This is a genomic window from Pseudoduganella sp. R-31, assembly GCF_049913235.1.
Classification (GTDB): domain Bacteria; phylum Pseudomonadota; class Gammaproteobacteria; order Burkholderiales; family Burkholderiaceae_D; genus Rugamonas.
This window is the reverse complement of record NZ_CP183986.1, coordinates 5,114,820-5,130,057: the sequence shown is the minus strand read 5'-3', so window position 1 is coordinate 5,130,057 and position 15,238 is coordinate 5,114,820. Positions and strand designations below refer to the sequence as shown.

16 protein-coding genes are annotated in these 15,238 nt (G+C 62.4%); 14 read left to right on the top strand and 2 right to left on the bottom strand.

Annotated features, from left to right (window positions below; all coding sequences use genetic code 11):
- Window positions 1-133 precede the first annotated feature (133 nt).
- The 6 genes from ACN9MY_RS23340 (at window position 134) to ACN9MY_RS23315 (ending at window position 8,122) form a co-directional block, all read left to right on the top strand.
- A complete protein-coding gene (locus ACN9MY_RS23340) occupies window positions 134-2,989 on the top strand; it encodes a 2-oxoglutarate dehydrogenase E1 component (RefSeq protein ID WP_426163165.1) in 2,856 nt (951 codons plus the stop codon).
- A 76-nt stretch (window positions 2,990-3,065) separates the two neighbouring features.
- On the top strand, window positions 3,066-4,295 hold the full coding sequence (gene odhB, locus ACN9MY_RS23335) for a 2-oxoglutarate dehydrogenase complex dihydrolipoyllysine-residue succinyltransferase (protein WP_426318762.1): 1,230 nt from the start codon (window positions 3,066-3,068) through the stop codon (window positions 4,293-4,295).
- Between the two features lie 136 nt (window positions 4,296-4,431).
- Window positions 4,432-4,761: a PspC domain-containing protein gene (locus ACN9MY_RS23330; RefSeq protein ID WP_426163161.1), complete on the top strand. Its 330-nt coding sequence runs from the start codon at window positions 4,432-4,434 to the stop codon at window positions 4,759-4,761.
- A gap of 13 nt (window positions 4,762-4,774) precedes the next feature.
- The gene (gene lpdA / locus ACN9MY_RS23325) at window positions 4,775-6,208 is read left to right on the top strand and encodes a dihydrolipoyl dehydrogenase (protein WP_426163159.1); all 1,434 of its coding nucleotides are present in this window, start codon (window positions 4,775-4,777) and stop codon (window positions 6,206-6,208) included.
- Between the two features lie 101 nt (window positions 6,209-6,309).
- Window positions 6,310-7,407, top strand: coding sequence for a cell division protein ZapE (zapE, locus tag ACN9MY_RS23320; protein WP_426163157.1), 1,098 nt, complete (start codon window positions 6,310-6,312; stop codon window positions 7,405-7,407).
- A gap of 13 nt (window positions 7,408-7,420) precedes the next feature.
- Window positions 7,421-8,122, top strand: a complete 702-nt coding sequence (locus tag ACN9MY_RS23315; RefSeq protein WP_426336196.1) for a hypothetical protein — start codon at window positions 7,421-7,423, stop codon at window positions 8,120-8,122.
- On the opposite strand, the gene ACN9MY_RS23310 is transcribed toward ACN9MY_RS23315, so the two are convergent.
- Window positions 8,119-8,925: a PP2C family protein-serine/threonine phosphatase gene (locus ACN9MY_RS23310; protein WP_426163152.1), complete on the bottom strand. Its 807-nt coding sequence runs from the start codon at window positions 8,923-8,925 to the stop codon at window positions 8,119-8,121. The genes ACN9MY_RS23315 and ACN9MY_RS23310 overlap by 4 nt on opposite strands.
- A gap of 135 nt (window positions 8,926-9,060) precedes the next feature.
- Between ACN9MY_RS23310 and ACN9MY_RS23305 the strand changes: the two genes are divergently transcribed.
- From ACN9MY_RS23305 to ACN9MY_RS23295, 3 genes are read left to right on the top strand one after another with little or no spacing between them, the layout of a single operon-like run.
- The gene (locus tag ACN9MY_RS23305; RefSeq protein ID WP_055931517.1) at window positions 9,061-9,261 is read left to right on the top strand and encodes a YdcH family protein; all 201 of its coding nucleotides are present in this window, start codon (window positions 9,061-9,063) and stop codon (window positions 9,259-9,261) included.
- A gap of 26 nt (window positions 9,262-9,287) precedes the next feature.
- Window positions 9,288-11,303, top strand: coding sequence for an ATP-dependent DNA helicase (locus ACN9MY_RS23300; RefSeq protein WP_426318761.1), 2,016 nt, complete (start codon window positions 9,288-9,290; stop codon window positions 11,301-11,303).
- Between the two features lie 15 nt (window positions 11,304-11,318).
- On the top strand, window positions 11,319-12,362 hold the full coding sequence (locus ACN9MY_RS23295; protein ID WP_426318760.1) for a DUF2157 domain-containing protein: 1,044 nt from the start codon (window positions 11,319-11,321) through the stop codon (window positions 12,360-12,362).
- A 4-nt stretch (window positions 12,363-12,366) separates the two neighbouring features.
- Here the strand turns inward: ACN9MY_RS23295 and ACN9MY_RS23290 are convergent, their stop codons facing one another.
- Window positions 12,367-13,131, bottom strand: a complete 765-nt coding sequence (locus ACN9MY_RS23290) for a hypothetical protein (RefSeq protein WP_426163146.1) — start codon at window positions 13,129-13,131, stop codon at window positions 12,367-12,369.
- Window positions 13,132-13,240: 109 nt separating this feature from the next.
- Between ACN9MY_RS23290 and ACN9MY_RS23285 the strand changes: the two genes are divergently transcribed.
- The 5 genes from ACN9MY_RS23285 to ACN9MY_RS23265 are packed head-to-tail and all read left to right on the top strand — an operon-like array spanning window position 13,241 to window position 15,237.
- The gene (locus ACN9MY_RS23285; protein ID WP_426163144.1) at window positions 13,241-13,381 is read left to right on the top strand and encodes a hypothetical protein; all 141 of its coding nucleotides are present in this window, start codon (window positions 13,241-13,243) and stop codon (window positions 13,379-13,381) included.
- Window positions 13,378-13,761 (top strand): hypothetical protein, encoded by a 384-nt coding sequence (locus tag ACN9MY_RS23280; RefSeq protein WP_426163142.1) that lies wholly within the window; start codon window positions 13,378-13,380, stop codon window positions 13,759-13,761. Before ACN9MY_RS23285 ends, ACN9MY_RS23280 begins: the two co-directional genes overlap by 4 nt.
- Window positions 13,758-14,411 (top strand): DUF6683 family protein, encoded by a 654-nt coding sequence (locus tag ACN9MY_RS23275; protein WP_426318759.1) that lies wholly within the window; start codon window positions 13,758-13,760, stop codon window positions 14,409-14,411. Before ACN9MY_RS23280 ends, ACN9MY_RS23275 begins: the two co-directional genes overlap by 4 nt.
- Window positions 14,408-14,770, top strand: coding sequence for a GFA family protein (locus tag ACN9MY_RS23270; RefSeq protein WP_426163138.1), 363 nt, complete (start codon window positions 14,408-14,410; stop codon window positions 14,768-14,770). Before ACN9MY_RS23275 ends, ACN9MY_RS23270 begins: the two co-directional genes overlap by 4 nt.
- A complete protein-coding gene (locus tag ACN9MY_RS23265) occupies window positions 14,767-15,237 on the top strand; it encodes a hypothetical protein (protein ID WP_426318758.1) in 471 nt (156 codons plus the stop codon). Before ACN9MY_RS23270 ends, ACN9MY_RS23265 begins: the two co-directional genes overlap by 4 nt.
- Window position 15,238: the final 1 nt, after the last annotated feature.

Here is a 15,238-nt window from a genome sequence, read left to right as displayed (position 1 = left end):
TGGAAAATCTGGAAACAACAGAGCCCTTCCCCCACAACTTGATGTGCAATCCGCTAACCGGTCAGGCCGTGTCGCGGAAGGTTTGAACAACCCGCTAATTCCTCGCGAAGCGCGAAGAAAGGTGAGCAAAGAAATGATGCAACAACAGACGTCCAATTCCTACCTGTTTGGTGGGAACGCGCCGTACGTAGAAGAACTGTACGAGGCGTACCTCGAAAATCCTGGCTCCGTGCCAGACAACTGGCGCCAGTACTTCGACGCCATGCAGAACGTGCCGGCAGTCGACGGCAGCGCCAAGCCAGACGTCGTTCACTCGTCCGTCATCGCCTCCTTCGCCGAACGCGCGAAAGCAGGTCCGATCCGCACCATCGTCGCTTCGTCCGACGCCGAAATGGGCCGCAAGCGCGTGGCCGCCACCCAGCTGATCGCAGCCTACCGCTACCTGGGCTCTCGCTGGGCAAACCTGGACCCGCTGCAGCGCCAGGAACGTCCGAGCATCCCTGAACTGGAGCCATCTTTCTACGGTTTCACCGATGCCGACCAGGACACTGTCTTCAACATCAGCAACACCTACTTCGGCCCAGAGACCGCGACCCTGCGCGACCTGACCAACCTGCTGAAGGACACCTACACCCGTTCCGTCGGCGCGGAATACATGTACATCTCCGACCCGGCCGAAAAGCGCTGGCTGCAGGAGCGCCTGGAGTCGATCCGTTCGACCCCGAACTTCACCGCCGAAAAGAAAAAGCACATCCTGGAGCGCCTGACCGCCGCTGAAGGCCTGGAACGCTACCTCCACACCAAGTACGTCGGCCAGAAGCGCTTCTCACTGGAAGGCGGCGAGACCTTCATCGCGTCGATTGACGAAATCATCCAGCGCGCCGGCGAAAAAGGCGTGCAGGAAATCGTGATCGGCATGGCCCACCGCGGCCGCCTGAACGTGCTGGTAAACACCCTGGGCAAGGCGCCTAAGGACCTGTTCGAAGAATTCGAAGGCAAGCACGCCGACGACCTGCCGGCCGGCGACGTGAAATACCACCAGGGCTTCTCTTCCGACATCTCCACCGCAGGCGGCCCGGTCCACCTGTCGCTGGCGTTCAACCCGTCCCACCTGGAAATCGTCAACCCGGTGGTTGAAGGTTCCGTGAAGGCCCGCATGGACCGCCGCGGCGACGCGCACGGCGCGCAGGTGCTGCCGATCCTGGTGCACGGCGACGCGGCATTCGCCGGCCAGGGCGTTGTGATGGAAACCCTGAACCTGGCGCAGACCCGCGGCTACGGCACCGGCGGCACCGTGCACATCGTGATCAACAACCAGATCGGCTTCACCACTTCCGATCCGCGCGATGCACGTTCCACCATCTACTGCTCCGACGTCGTGAAGATGATCGAAGCGCCTGTGCTGCACGTGAATGCCGACGATCCTGAAGCCGTGGTACTGGCTTCCCAGATCGCCCTGGACTACCGCCTGCAGTTCAAGAAAGACATCGTTGTCGACATCATTTGCTACCGCAAACTGGGCCATAACGAGCAGGATACCCCGGCGCTGACCCAGCCGCTGATGTACAAGAAGATCGCCAAGCACCCAGGCACCCGCAAGCTGTACGCGGACAAGCTGATTACCCAGGGCGTGATCCCGGCCGACGGCGGCGACGCCATGGTGGCCGCTTACCGCGCTGCGATGGACCAGGGCAAGCACACCATCGATCCGGTGATCTCCAACTTCAAGAACAAGTACGCCGTTGACTGGCTGCCGTTCCTGAACCGCAAGTGGACCGACGCGGCCGATACCGCCGTGCCGATGACTGAGCTGAAGCGCCTGGCGACCGCCATCACCACCGTGCCTGAATCGTTCAAGGTGCACTCGCTGGTCGAGAAAGTGCTGGCTGACCGCGCTGCCATGGGCAAGGGCGAGATGAACCTGGACTGGGGCATGGGCGAACACCTGGCCTTCGCGTCCCTGGTTTCCTCCGGCTACGCAGTGCGCCTGACCGGCCAGGACGCCGGCCGCGGCACCTTCACCCACCGTCACGCCGTGCTGCACGACCAGAACCGCGAGCGTTGGGATGCCGGCACCTACATTCCGCTGCAGAACATCGCAGAAGGCCAGGCACCGTTCACCGTGATCGACTCCGTGCTGTCCGAAGAGGCAGTGCTGGGCTTCGAATACGGCTACTCGACCGCCGAGCCTAACACCCTGACCATCTGGGAAGCCCAGTTCGGTGACTTCGTCAACGGTGCCCAGGTTGTGATCGACCAGTTCATCAGCTCCGGCGAAGTGAAGTGGGGCCGCGCTTCCGGCCTGGTCATGATGCTGCCGCACGGCTACGAAGGCCAGGGCCCAGAACACTCGTCGTGCCGCCCAGAGCGTTTCCTGCAGCTGTGCGCTGACAACAATATGCAAGTGGTGCAGCCGACCACCGCATCGCAGATCTTCCACGTGCTGCGCCGCCAGATGGTGCGCCAGTTCCGCAAGCCGCTGGTGATCCTGACTCCTAAGTCGCTGCTGCGTAACAAGGATGCAGGTTCCCCGCTGGAGCAACTGGCCAAGGGCGCGTTCCAGACCGTGATCGGCGAAGTGGACGAGTCCATCGACGCCAAGAAGGTCAAGCGCGTGATCGCCTGCTCCGGCAAGGTGTATTACGACATCGTGAACACCCGCAAGACCCGCGGCGTGACCGATACCGCCATCGTGCGTATCGAGCAGCTGTACCCATTCCCGCACAAGGCATTCGCTGCTGAACTGAAGAAGTTCCCGAACCTGACCGAAGTGGTGTGGGCGCAGGACGAGCCGCAGAACCAGGGTCCTTGGTTCCAGATCCAGCACAACATCTTCGAGGCCATGGAATCGGGCCAGAAGCTGGCATACGCCGGCCGTCCTGCTTCCGCTTCGCCTGCCGTGGGTTACTACGACAAGCACTACGCGCAGCAGAAAGACCTGCTGGAAACCGCGTTCTCGAAGCTGAAGGGCTTCATCCTGACCAAGTAATTCACGCATTAGCGGGTGAGCCGCCCGCGTCAAGCGGGCGGCGCGAAAAACACACAAAATTCGGAGTAAAAAACAAATGGCACAAATCGAAGTCAAAGTTCCTCAACTGTCGGAATCCGTCGCTGAAGCGACCCTGCTGTCCTGGCACAAGAAAGTCGGCGAGGCAGTGGCCCGCGACGAAAACATGATCGACATCGAGACCGACAAGGTTGTCCTGGAACTGCCAGCACCAGCCGCAGGCGTGGTTGTGCAAGTGATCAAGGCCGACGGCGCCACCGTGGTTGCCGGCGAAGTGATCGCCATCATCGATACCGAAGCCGCTGCCGGCGCGACCCCATCGGCTCCTGCCGCCGCCGCTCCTGCCGCCCCAGCCGCTGCCGCCGACAAGTCCGGCGTTGCCATGCCAGCCGCTGCCAAGATCCTTTCCGAAGCCGGCATCGCCGCTTCCGACGTTGCCGGTTCCGGCAAGGACGGCCGCGTGACCAAGGGCGACGCCCTGGCCGCTGCCGCTGCACCGAAGCCAGCCGCTCCAGCACCGCTGGCGCCAGCCGCTCCTAAAGCGCAACTGCAGAAGGTTGCTGCTCCAGCCGTTGCCAACCTGGGCGACCGTCCGGAAGAGCGCGTGCCAATGAGCCGCCTGCGTGCACGTATCGCCGAGCGCCTGGTTGAGTCCCAGTCCACCAACGCGATCCTGACCACCTTCAATGAAGTGGACATGAAGCCGGTCATGGACCTGCGCAACAAGTACAAGGACAAGTTCGAGAAAGAACACGGCGTGAAGCTGGGCTTCATGTCCTTCTTCGTGAAGGCCGCTGTGCACGCACTGAAGAAGTACCCGATCCTGAACGCTTCGGTTGACGGCAACGACATCGTCTACCACGGCTACTTCGACATCGGTATCGCCGTGGGTTCCCCGCGCGGCCTGGTGGTGCCTATCCTGCGCAACGCAGACCAGATGAGCATCGCCGAGATCGAGAAAAAGATCGGCGAGTTCGGCGCGAAAGCCAAGGAAGGCAAGCTGACCCTGGAAGACCTGACCGGCGGCACCTTCTCCATCTCGAACGGCGGTACCTTCGGCTCCATGCTGTCGACCCCGATCATCAACCCGCCACAATCCGCAATCCTGGGCGTGCACGCCACCAAGGACCGCGCTGTTGTCGTTGACGGCCAGATCGTGATTCGCCCGATGAACTACCTGGCGATGTCCTACGACCACCGTATCATCGACGGCCGCGAAGCTGTCCTGGGCCTGGTGGCAATGAAGGAAGCGCTGGAAGATCCTGCGCGCCTGCTGCTGGACCTGTAAAACCGGTAAAGCGGCGGGGACTGGCCCTAGGTCCAGCCCCCGTCCCTCACTGCAAGTCAGCGACTGTTACCGGCTGGTGTCTGACCCTGCGGGTCTGACACCGGTTTACCGGTTTAGAAAACACGAAGGGAGTCACATGAGCGTCTCCGAAGAACTGAAGCGCCTGCACGAACTGCACCAGGCCGGTGCCCTGAGCGATGAAGAATTCGCCCGTGCCAAGGAAAAGCTGCTGCAAAGCGGCGGTACCAGCCAGCAGCCCGGCGGCGATTTCGCCACCGAAGTGGGCAAGCTGCGCCGCTCCACCACCGACCGCTGGCTAGGCGGCGTGTGCGGCGGCATCGCCAAACAATCCGGCATCGAGTCCTGGATCTGGCGCCTGATCTTCGTCCTGGTCGCAACATGCCTCGGCTTCGGCGGGCTGATTTACATCCTTATGTGGATTTTCGTCCCCACGGACGACCAATGATTTGGGAAAAGACATGAGCAACAAACAATTTGACGTAGTAGTTATCGGCGCCGGTCCTGGCGGTTACATCGCGGCCATCCGCGCAGCGCAGCTGGGCTTCTCCGTAGCCTGTATCGACGAGTGGAGCAACGACGCCGGCAAGCCAGCCCCAGGCGGCACCTGCACCAACGTAGGCTGCATTCCATCCAAAGCGCTGCTGCAATCGTCCGAGCACTTCGAACACGCATCGCACGGCTTCAAAGAGCACGGCATCAATGTGGAAGGCCTGTCCTTCGACGTGGCCCAGATGCTGAAGCGCAAGAACACCGTGGTCAAGCAAAACAACGACGGCATCCTGTTCCTGTTCAAGAAGAACAAGGTGACCTTCTTCCACGGCCGCGGCGCATTCGCCGGCGCCGCTGGTGCCGAAGGCTACCCGATCGCCATCTCCGGTCCTACCACCGAAACCATCACCGGCAAGCAGATCATCGTTGCTACCGGCTCCAACCCGCGTGCACTGCCAGGCGCACCATTCGACGAGAAACTGATCCTGTCGAACACCGGCGCCCTGAACATCGAAACCGTGCCGGCCAAGCTGGGCGTGATCGGTGCCGGCGTGATCGGCCTGGAACTGGGCTCCGTGTGGCGCCGCCTGGGTTCGGAAGTGACCGTGCTGGAAGGCCTGCCGACCTTCCTGGGCGCAGTCGACGAGCAGATCGCCAAGGAAGCACAGAAGCTGCTGACCAAGCAGGGCCTGTCGATCAACCTGTCCTGCAAGATCACCAAGGTCGAAGCCGGCAAGAACAACGTCACCGTTGAATACACCGACGCCAAGGGCGAAGCGCAGAAGGCGACCTTCGACAAGCTGATCGTGTCGATCGGCCGTACCGCCAACACCATCGGCCTGGGCGCCGACAAAGTGGGCCTGGCTGTCGACGAGCGCGGCATGATCACCGTGGACGAAGATTGCAAGACCAACCTGCCGAACGTATGGGCGATCGGCGACGTGGTGCGCGGCCCGATGCTGGCGCACAAGGCGGAAGAAGAAGCGGTAGCCGTGGCTGAGCGCATCGCCGGCCAGCATGGCCACACCAACTTCAACACCCTGCCATCCGTCATCTACACCCATCCGGAAATCGCTTCCGTGGGCAAGACCGAGCAGCAGCTGAAGGCCGAAGGCGTGGCATACAAGGCCGGCACCTTCCCGTTCCTGGCTAACGGCCGCGCACGCGCGCTGGGCGATACCAACGGCATGGTGAAGTTCCTGGCCGATGCAACCACCGACGAGATCCTGGGCGTGCACATCGTGGGTCCAATGGCTTCCGAGCTGATCTCCGAAGCCGTGGTGGCGATGGAGTTCAAGGCTTCGGCCGAAGACATCGCGCGCATCTGCCACGCACACCCATCGCTGTCCGAAGCGACCAAGGAAGCGGCGCTGGCTGTTGATAAGCGTACGCTGAACTTCTAAACCGGAAAACCGGCAAAGCGGTGTCTGACCCGCAGGGTCAGACACCAGGCCTGCAGGTGTCTGACCCTGTGGGTCAGACACCGGTCTACCGGTTTAAGAAAATGAACGTCCAAGAGTTTTACCAGCACGCGCTCACGCAGCGCGACTTCAAAGCCGACGCCGCCCAGCAGCGCGCCGTCGACCGCCTGCAGCAGTGCTACGACGAATGGGTCGCCTACAAGGCCCAGCGCTCCAATTCCTTCAAACGCCTGATCAACCGTCCAACGCCTCCGCGCGGCGTGTACATGTGGGGCGGGGTAGGGCGCGGCAAGTCCTTCCTGATGGATTCGTTCTATTCGGTGATCCCGCTGGTGCGCAAGACGCGCCTGCACTTCCACGAATTCATGCGCGACGTCCACATGCAGCTGGACGAACTGCGCGGCGTGGAAGACCCGCTGGACGAAGTGGCAAAACGGATCGCGAAAAAATACCGCCTGATCTGCTTCGATGAATTCCACGTATCGGACGTGGCGGATGCCATGATCCTGTATAACCTGATGAAGGCGTTGTACGACAACGGCGTGTCCTTCATCATGACCTCGAACTACGAGCCGTCCACCCTGTATCCCGACGGCCTGCACCGCGACCGCATCCTGCCCACCATCGCCCTGCTGAAGGAAAAGATGGACGTGCTGAACGTGGATGCGGGCGTCGACTACCGCGGGCGGGCGCTGGAGCAGGTGGATGCCTACTACACGCCGCTCAACGCCAATACCGACCACCAGTTGCGCGAAGCCTTCGCGCGCGTGGCCGAAACTTCAGACGAAGACCCTCGCATCCATGTGGAAGGCCGTGAGCTGAAAGCCTTGCGCCGCGCCGGCACCATCATCTGGTTCGATTTCGCCACGCTGTGCGGCGGCCCGCGCTCGCAGAATGACTATCTGGAAATCGCCAGCCGCTTCCATACCGTGATATTGTCCGGTATTCCGATGATGTCGGCCGGGCAATCGTCCGAAGCGCGCCGCTTCACCTGGCTGATCGACGTGTTCTACGACCAGAAGGTCAAGCTGATCATGTCGGCCGAAGTGGAGCCGGAGGAGCTGTACACGTCCGGTGTGCTGTCCAATGAATTCCACCGCACCGTGTCGCGTATCGTCGAGATGCAATCGCGCGAATATATGGAAAAGGAACAGCGCGGCGCTGCCGAAAAGCTGTCCTGACAAGGAGAATAATTTGAAGAACTGGATCTGGCTGGCCGTGATGCTGCCAAGCGCCGTGCTGGCGCAGGACATCGGCCGTCCGGCAACGACTGGTGCTCCTGGCATCCCGGAAACCCATTCGGTCGAGCAGGCTGACGCGCGCCTGGCGCAAGTGAAGAAGGACCGCGAAGCGGTGGAGGCGGAGTTCAGCGCCAGCGAAGCGCTTTGCTACGACAAGTTCTTCGTCAATGCCTGTATCGACAAAGCCAAGGAACAGCGCCGCTTGCGCCTGGCCGAACTGCGCGCGGTGGAAGTGGAAGCCAATTACTTCAAGCGCCGTAATGCGGTGGAAGCGCGCGACCGAGAACTGGAAGACCGCGCCCAGAAGGATGCCGCGGAAGCGGCCTACAACGCCGCCCATCCCAAGCCGCCAAAAGTCGACCCTGCTTCGAAGCCGGCACCGAAGCCGGCTGCGGTCTCGGTGCAGCAGCGCCAGGCGGAGCATGATGCCCGCGAACAGGCCCGCGTCGCCCAGGAAGCTGCCGACGCGCCGAAACGCGCTGCCAAGGCGGCGCAATTCGAACGCAAGAAAGCCGAGTCGGAGAAGCGGCAGGCGGAAGTCAAGGCCAAGATGGCCGAGAAGGAAGAGAAGAAGCGCCGTGCTGCGGAAGCGCAGAAGGCCGAAGCAGCAAAAGCCGAGGCCGCAGCCAAGGTTGCAGCCTCGAAAAAGCCTTAAACAGCTTTACGCAGCTTCTGCACCGTGTAATTGACCTTTTCCTTTGGCGGGGCCACCAGCTTGATGATCGCCATCGAGCAGTTGTCGCCCTTGCCCTGGGCACGTTCGCGGGCCTTGTTGATCAGCAGTTCCGCCGCTTCGCGCGGCGACTTCTTGGCGATCGCGCTCGCCAGTTCCACATCCGCAAAATACGACCACAGCCCGTCCGAGCAGAGCAGGAATGAGTTGCCTGCCTTCAGGTCGTGCTGTACCCCGAACGTGACAAACGGTTCCCTATGCTTGTTGCCCAGGGCGTTGCTGAGCAGCTTGGCCTGGCGATGCTTGCGCGCCGCTTCTTCCGGCAAGTTTTCCTTCTCCATCAGGTGGGCGACATACTCGGCGTCGCTGGTGCGGGCCAGGCACTCCTTGTTGTCAAAACGATACAGACGCGAGTCGCCAACCACGGCCCAGACGGCCTGGCGCTCCGGCGTCAGCACCATCAGCACCATGCTCGATTGGGGCTCGCTGGCGCCCGTTCGCGGGTCCATGACGAGGATCTGGTGGACATCGTGCGCTATTTCTCGCAGCAATTCCTCCAGACGCCCCAGGTGGACGGTCTCCGACGCCCGGTAATCGTCAAACAATTGTTTGGCCGTATGCAGCACCTGTTCAGCGCCAGTAGCGCCACCACTGATGCCATCGGCCAGCACGGCCAGCACATAGCCGGGTGCTTTCTGCGCTGTAAACAGCGCGACACGGTCATTTTGTAGGGGCCGGCTACCGATATGTTGGGCGGTTCCAGCCTCGATCTTGTACGTGCTCATAGGGACTTGACAGCTTCTTTCCAATGACTACCTGAGTTAAACTATGCACAGTATGCAGTTTTGTTGCAAGTATAGCCTGTTGTCCCTACGAAACTGTAAGCAAACGTTAATCGAAATCGTGCAGACTTCCCATTTATGATCAACAAAGAAGAAATCCAGCGTCGCATCGTTGAGCTCGACGTCGAGCACCGCGACCTGGATGCAGTCATTGAAATGTTGACCCTGGATGGTCACCACGATCAACTTCAGTTGCGCCGCCTCAAGAAGCGTAAGCTGCAATTGAAAGACTATATCACCCTGCTGAAAATGCAATTGGTGCCCGACGTACCGGCCTGAGCAGGGCCACTCATTCTTCGAATAACTTGACTGATACACAACAGCCGACCGCCGCTTCCGGCGCGCCGAGCGATCCGGTTTTTCCTCCGGGGGCGCACGACGCCGATATTGAGCGCCTGTTTGGACCCGGCGGCCCCCTCGGCCCGGCGGTGGGTGGCTTTCGTCCACGCAAATCGCAGACCGAGATGGCCAAGGCGATCGCCGATGCCATCGCCAAGCAGCAGACCCTGATCGCCGAAGCCGGTACCGGCACCGGCAAGACCTTTGCCTACCTGGTACCGGCGCTGCTGTGGGGCGGCAAGACCATCGTCTCCACCGGTACCAAGAACCTGCAGGACCAGTTGTTCCTGCGCGATATTCCGACCATTCGCGCCGCGCTGCAGGCACCGGTCTCGGTCGCGCTGCTGAAAGGGCGCTCCAACTACCTGTGCCACTACCACCTGGAACGCACGCTGCAAAACGGCCGCATGACTTCGCGCGAGGACGTTGGCTACCTGCGCGAGATTTCGCGCTTCCTGAAAATGACCAGCACCGGCGACAAGGCCGAACTGGCGCGCGTGCCGGAAAACGCCCTGGTGTGGAACCTGGTGACGTCGACCCGCGAGAATTGCATGGGGCAGGAGTGCCAGTACTACCAGGACTGCTTCGTGATGAAGGCGCGCCGCGAGGCGCAGCAGGCCGACGTGGTGGTAGTCAACCACCACCTGTTCTTCGCCGACGTTGCGCTGAAGGATACCGGTGTGGCCGAACTGCTGCCTTCCGCGAACACCGTGATCTTCGACGAGGCGCACCAGTTGCCCGATACTGCCACGCTGTTCTTCGGCGACAGCGTATCCACCTCGCAGATCCTTGAACTGTGCCGCGATGTGCTGGCCGAGGGCCTGGCCCATGCGCGCGACGGCGCCGAGTGGGCCAAGGTGGTCACGCCGGTGGAAAAAGCAGCGCGCGACCTGCGCCTGACGTTCTCGCAAGACATCGTGCGCATGTCGCTGCCGCAGATCGCCCCCTCCAGCGATTTCTTCCCGGCGCTGCAGACGCTGAAGGATGAACTGAACGACATGGTGGCCGTGCTGGAAAAGAATGCCGAGCGCGCCGAGACCATAGAACAATGCCGCGTGCGCGGCAACGAGCTGTCGGCCCGCCTGGAAGCCTGGAAGTTCGATCCGAAGGCCAAGGTGGCTGCCGGCGAAGAAGCGGTGTTCTGGGTGGAGGCCTTCCAAAGCTCACTGCAACTGCATAAAACGCCGCTGTCGATAGCGCCGATCTTCAACGGCCAGCGCGAAGGCGTGCCGCGCAGCTGGATTTTCACTTCCGCCACGCTGGCGGTGAAAAACGACTTCACCCACTTCGCCCAGCAACTGGGCCTGGAGAATGAAGTCGCGCGCAACTGGCCAAGCCCGTTCAACTACGAGGAGCAGGGCATCCTGTATGTGCCTCAAGGCTTGCCGGACCCGAATTCGATGGGCTATACCGACGCCGTGCTGGATGCGGCGCTGCCGGTGATCGAGGCGGCCGGCGGCCGCACCTTCCTGCTGTGCACCACGCTGCGCGCCGTCAAGCGCGCCGCCGACCGCCTGCGCGACGAATTCGACAAGCGCGGCCTGAAGTTCCCGCTGTTCGTGCAGGGCGACCGTGGCCGCACCGAACTGCTCGACCAGTTCCGCAAGGCCGGCAACGGCGTGCTGATCGGCTCCCAGAGCTTCTGGGAAGGCGTGGACGTGCGCGGCGAAGCGCTGTCGCTGGTAATCATCGACAAGCTGCCATTCGCGCCGCCGGACGATCCTGTGCTGGCCGCCCGCATCGAGGTGATGGAGCGCCAGGGCCTGAACGGCTTCATGGGCCATACCCTGCCGGAAGCAATCATCAACCTGAAGCAGGGGGCCGGCCGCCTGATTCGCGATGAAGGCGACCGCGGCGTGCTGATGCTGTGCGACCCGCGCGTGATTTCCAAGCCGTATGGCCGCCGCATCTGGCAAAGCCTGCCGCCTTTCAAGCGTACGCGCGAAGCGGCGGAAGTCATCGAATTCTTCAAAGGCCATTAACCCCAGGGAGACGTCATGAAACTGACACGCGCGATGTTGGACGAAGCAGCAGGCCAGGGCCTGCTGGACGAAGGCCAGGCAGGGCGGTTGTGGCAGTTCCTGGTGGAGCGTGAGCAGCATACGCCCGGCTTCAAACCGGCGCACATCCTGTACTACCTGGGCGGCCTGGTCGCCATCGGCGCCATGTCGCTGTTCATGACGCTGGGCTGGGAGTCGTTTGGCGGCACCGGCCTGCTGTTCATTTCGATTTGCTATATGGTGGCCGCACTGGGAGCGGTCGAGTGGCTGCGCGCCCGCGGCATGATGCTGCCGGCCGGTGTGTTGGCCGCTTTCGCGGTGGTGCTGGTGCCGGTGGCAGTATACGGCCTGCAGCATATGCTCGGCCTGTGGGCGGACGGCGGCGCCGGCAGCACTTATCGCAACTATCACTACTTCATCGACTGGCGCTGGATTCTCATGGAGCTGGCCACGCTGGGCGCCGGCGCCGTGGTGCTATGGCGCTACCGCATGCCATTTACCGTGATGCCGCTGGCGGTGACCCTGTGGTACATGAGCATGGACGTGACGGAAATGCTGCTTGGCCATTACAGCCTGTTTTCCCACGAAGGCAAAGTGATTTCGGCGCTATTCGGCATTGCCATGACGCTGCTCGCGCTGTGGATCGACCTGCGCAACCGCAGCGACAAGGACTATGCGTTCTGGCTGTACATCTGGGGCGTGCTGACGTTCTGGGGCGCCCTGTCGTCGATGGATTCGGGCAGCGAATTGGGCAAACTGGTCTACTGCTTGATCAACGTCCTGATGATCGGCATCGGCGCCGCCTTGTCGCGCCGCGTGTTCGCGGTGTTTGGCGGTTTTGGCCTGGCTGGCTACCTGGGCCACCTGTCATACACCGTTTTCCGCGACAGCTTGCTGTTCCCGGTAGCCCTGACGGCTATCGGCATCGCCATTATCGCCGCCGGCGTGTTCTGGCAGCGGCGGGAAGCCGCGATCGGCGCCAGCCTGCGCCAATGGCTGCCCGGCCCTGTGCGCCTGCTGGTCGAACGCCGGGCGGCATGAATCGCTAGCGCAGTTCCGGCGGCGCCTCGCCGCTCTGCAGCCAGTTGCCGATCGCCCGGTAGACTTGCGAGCGCTGGCCTTGCAGACCGTGCGCGCTTTCGCGGCTGCAGTCACGGCGTGTGCCGGCGAAGACCTGCGGGAAGGCTTCGCTGTCGACTGCGATCAGCGGGAAGAAGCGCGCCTTCGGATAGCTGTCGCGGAAGGGCAGGCAGGCGTCGCGCCGGTGGTGTACGCCGAGCACGGGGCGCTTCAGGTGCGGTGCTTCGGCCCAGGCGTCGGCGCTGCCATTGACCAGCACCACTGCATCCACGGCCGGCAAGCGGTTGGCAAGAAAGGCGGCGGAAAAGGCGCCGTCGCTGCTCCCCATCAGGACAAGGCGCGCCTGCGGGTGGCGCTTGCGCATGAAATCGACGACAGCGGCGACGTCCTGGCCGTGCGCGGATCCCTGACGGCTGGCGATATCCAGTACTTCGTGATCGCTGGCGGTGTCCAGCGCCACCATGGCGCCCACCTGGTCCGCCATCTGGCGCTGTGCGCCGAACAAGGTGTCCGGATCGGCCGGCAGGCTGCCTGGCCATACGCCTTGCAAACCGCGCTGGCCTGAACCGCCTGCGAGGTAAAGCACCACATGGCTGGGGGTGCGCTCGCCTGTCATCTCGAGCACGCGCACGGTGGCGCCTGGCCGCGTGGGAATATCAAGCAGTACTTCGCCTGCCTGCACGGAGCCGTGCAGTGCGATGGCCAGCCAGGCCAGCGTGCGAATCTTCATTTCCGATACCTCCCGCCCTGAGTGACTTTCACGCACCTCGATTCGGTTGGCGCGTTGTGCAAAATTGTATATTCTCAGACAACGTTTTGTGCAATGTCGAGGTGACGCGATGAAGTGCAAGTTGATCCTGAGTGCCCCGCCTGACGTGTACGAGAACATGCGCAACGCCGCCCGCGAAAACCTGCAGCTGGTGCTGAAGGGCGATCCCGCCAACCTATTCCTCGACAAACACGGCATGAGGTTCCAATGACGATCTTTATCAAGAAATTGTGCAATGCCTTCATTACCGATGCAGTAGTCAATCGCCGTTTCGGCGGGGCGGCCGCGCGCAACGTGGAAGCGATCGGCGCCGTCATTGGCGGATTGTGGGTGGGCGGCATCGTCACTGTATCGGCCGACGCGCTGGACTGGGTGCCGAACATCATGAACAAGGCCGTGCACGATGATTTGCAGCCGGTGCACATCCCGCTGCGTGAAGTGCGTTCCGTGCGGCGCGAGTTCGGCATCCTGACCGGCATCGTGGTAGTCGAGCTGGAGGATGGCGGCGAGTTCCGTTTCCGCTGCTTCAATGCACGCAATGTGGCGGACAATATGAGCGACCTGCTGCCTAGCCAGGTGATGAGCGCATGAACCGGCTGCTGCCGCACCTGATGCTGTACGCCGCGCTGCTCGCTGCGCCTGCGGCCCGCGCGCAGGGCTATGTCGGCCTGGGGCTGGATTACTCCATGACGACGGCGCCGCTGATCAACTTCGCCAACATGGCGGTGATGAACAACAATTCCATGAACACCGGGCTCCACTCACGCGGCAAGGCGGCGCGCATGGAGGCGCCGCCGGCGGTGCAGCGCAACGCGCGGGAGCTGGCAAAGGTGTTTCCGGCGTCGAGCCAGGCAGCGATGGCACAAGCCTTCCAGCAGAGCATGGACGTCTACCAGCAGGTGGCTGCCAAAATGGGATGGCAGCGCGATGACCTGGACGGCGCAATGGCGGCCTTCATCGTTGGCAATTACATGGTCTTCGCCAACCGCGAGGTGCCGGACGAGGAATTCGCGGCGGTGGCCGAGAAGCAAAGCGCGGAAACAATCCGCAACCTGTACGAGAAAAGCGCCATGGTCGGCGCTTTCATGGCGCTGGCTTACAAGTCACAGCAGCAAAAGGCGCAGCCGGAGCACGCGGCTGCCAACCTGCGCAACAGCGCTCGAGAAAATTTGAAGCTGGTGTTGGGGGCCGACCCCGAGCGCCTGCAGATCGACGAGCGAGGTGTTATGCTTGTCAAATGACCATCCTTGCCGGTTCCTGCCACTGCGGCGCAATCACGATCGAGGTGCCGGCCGCGCCGGCCTACCTGATCGACTGCAACTGCTCGATTTGCCGCCGCACGCGGGCGCTGTGGGCGTTCTATCCCGAAGACGGGGTCCGCATCGAGGGCGATCCGGCGCATGCCGAGGATTACGTCTGGGGCGACAAGTCACTGCGCACGGTGCGCTGCCGGACCTGCGGCTGTGTCACGCACTGGAAGTCGCTAAAGCCCAATGACGATGGCCGCATGGGCGTGAACATGGCCAATTTCGCGCCGGAAGCCGTGGCGGAAATGGAAGTCCGCAAGTTCGACGGCGCCGACACCTGGACCTACTTGTGATCGCCGACCTGCCCGAGGACGCCTTGTTGCAGCGTTACCGCGAGCAGGGGGCTTACACCGATTGTTTCGCCATCGACGTGCCGGAACAGGTCGCGCATGCAGCCTATGTCGAGGCTTTCTACACCACCGCCGTCTTCAAGCTGGAACGGTTGCTGCTGGCGCTGTTCGTTGCGCGGCCTTCGCGCGATGTGGAAGCGCGTGAGCTGGCGCGCGGCCAGCGCCAGCATTTCTCCGCGTGGTCGGTGGAAGGGCGGGCGCCGGATCAGTTGCTGATGTGCGATGTCGCAGGCAGCACGCGTTCATGGTTGATGGCGGCGCCGGCCGGGCAGGGCACGCGGCTGTATTTTGGCTCCGCAGTCGTGCACTCGCGGCAGGGAGGCCTGTTCCGCGCGCTGCTTGGCTTCCATCAGCTCTATTCACGCATCCTGTTGCGCGCCGCTGCCTCGCGCGTGCGCAGGGCCGGCTGAA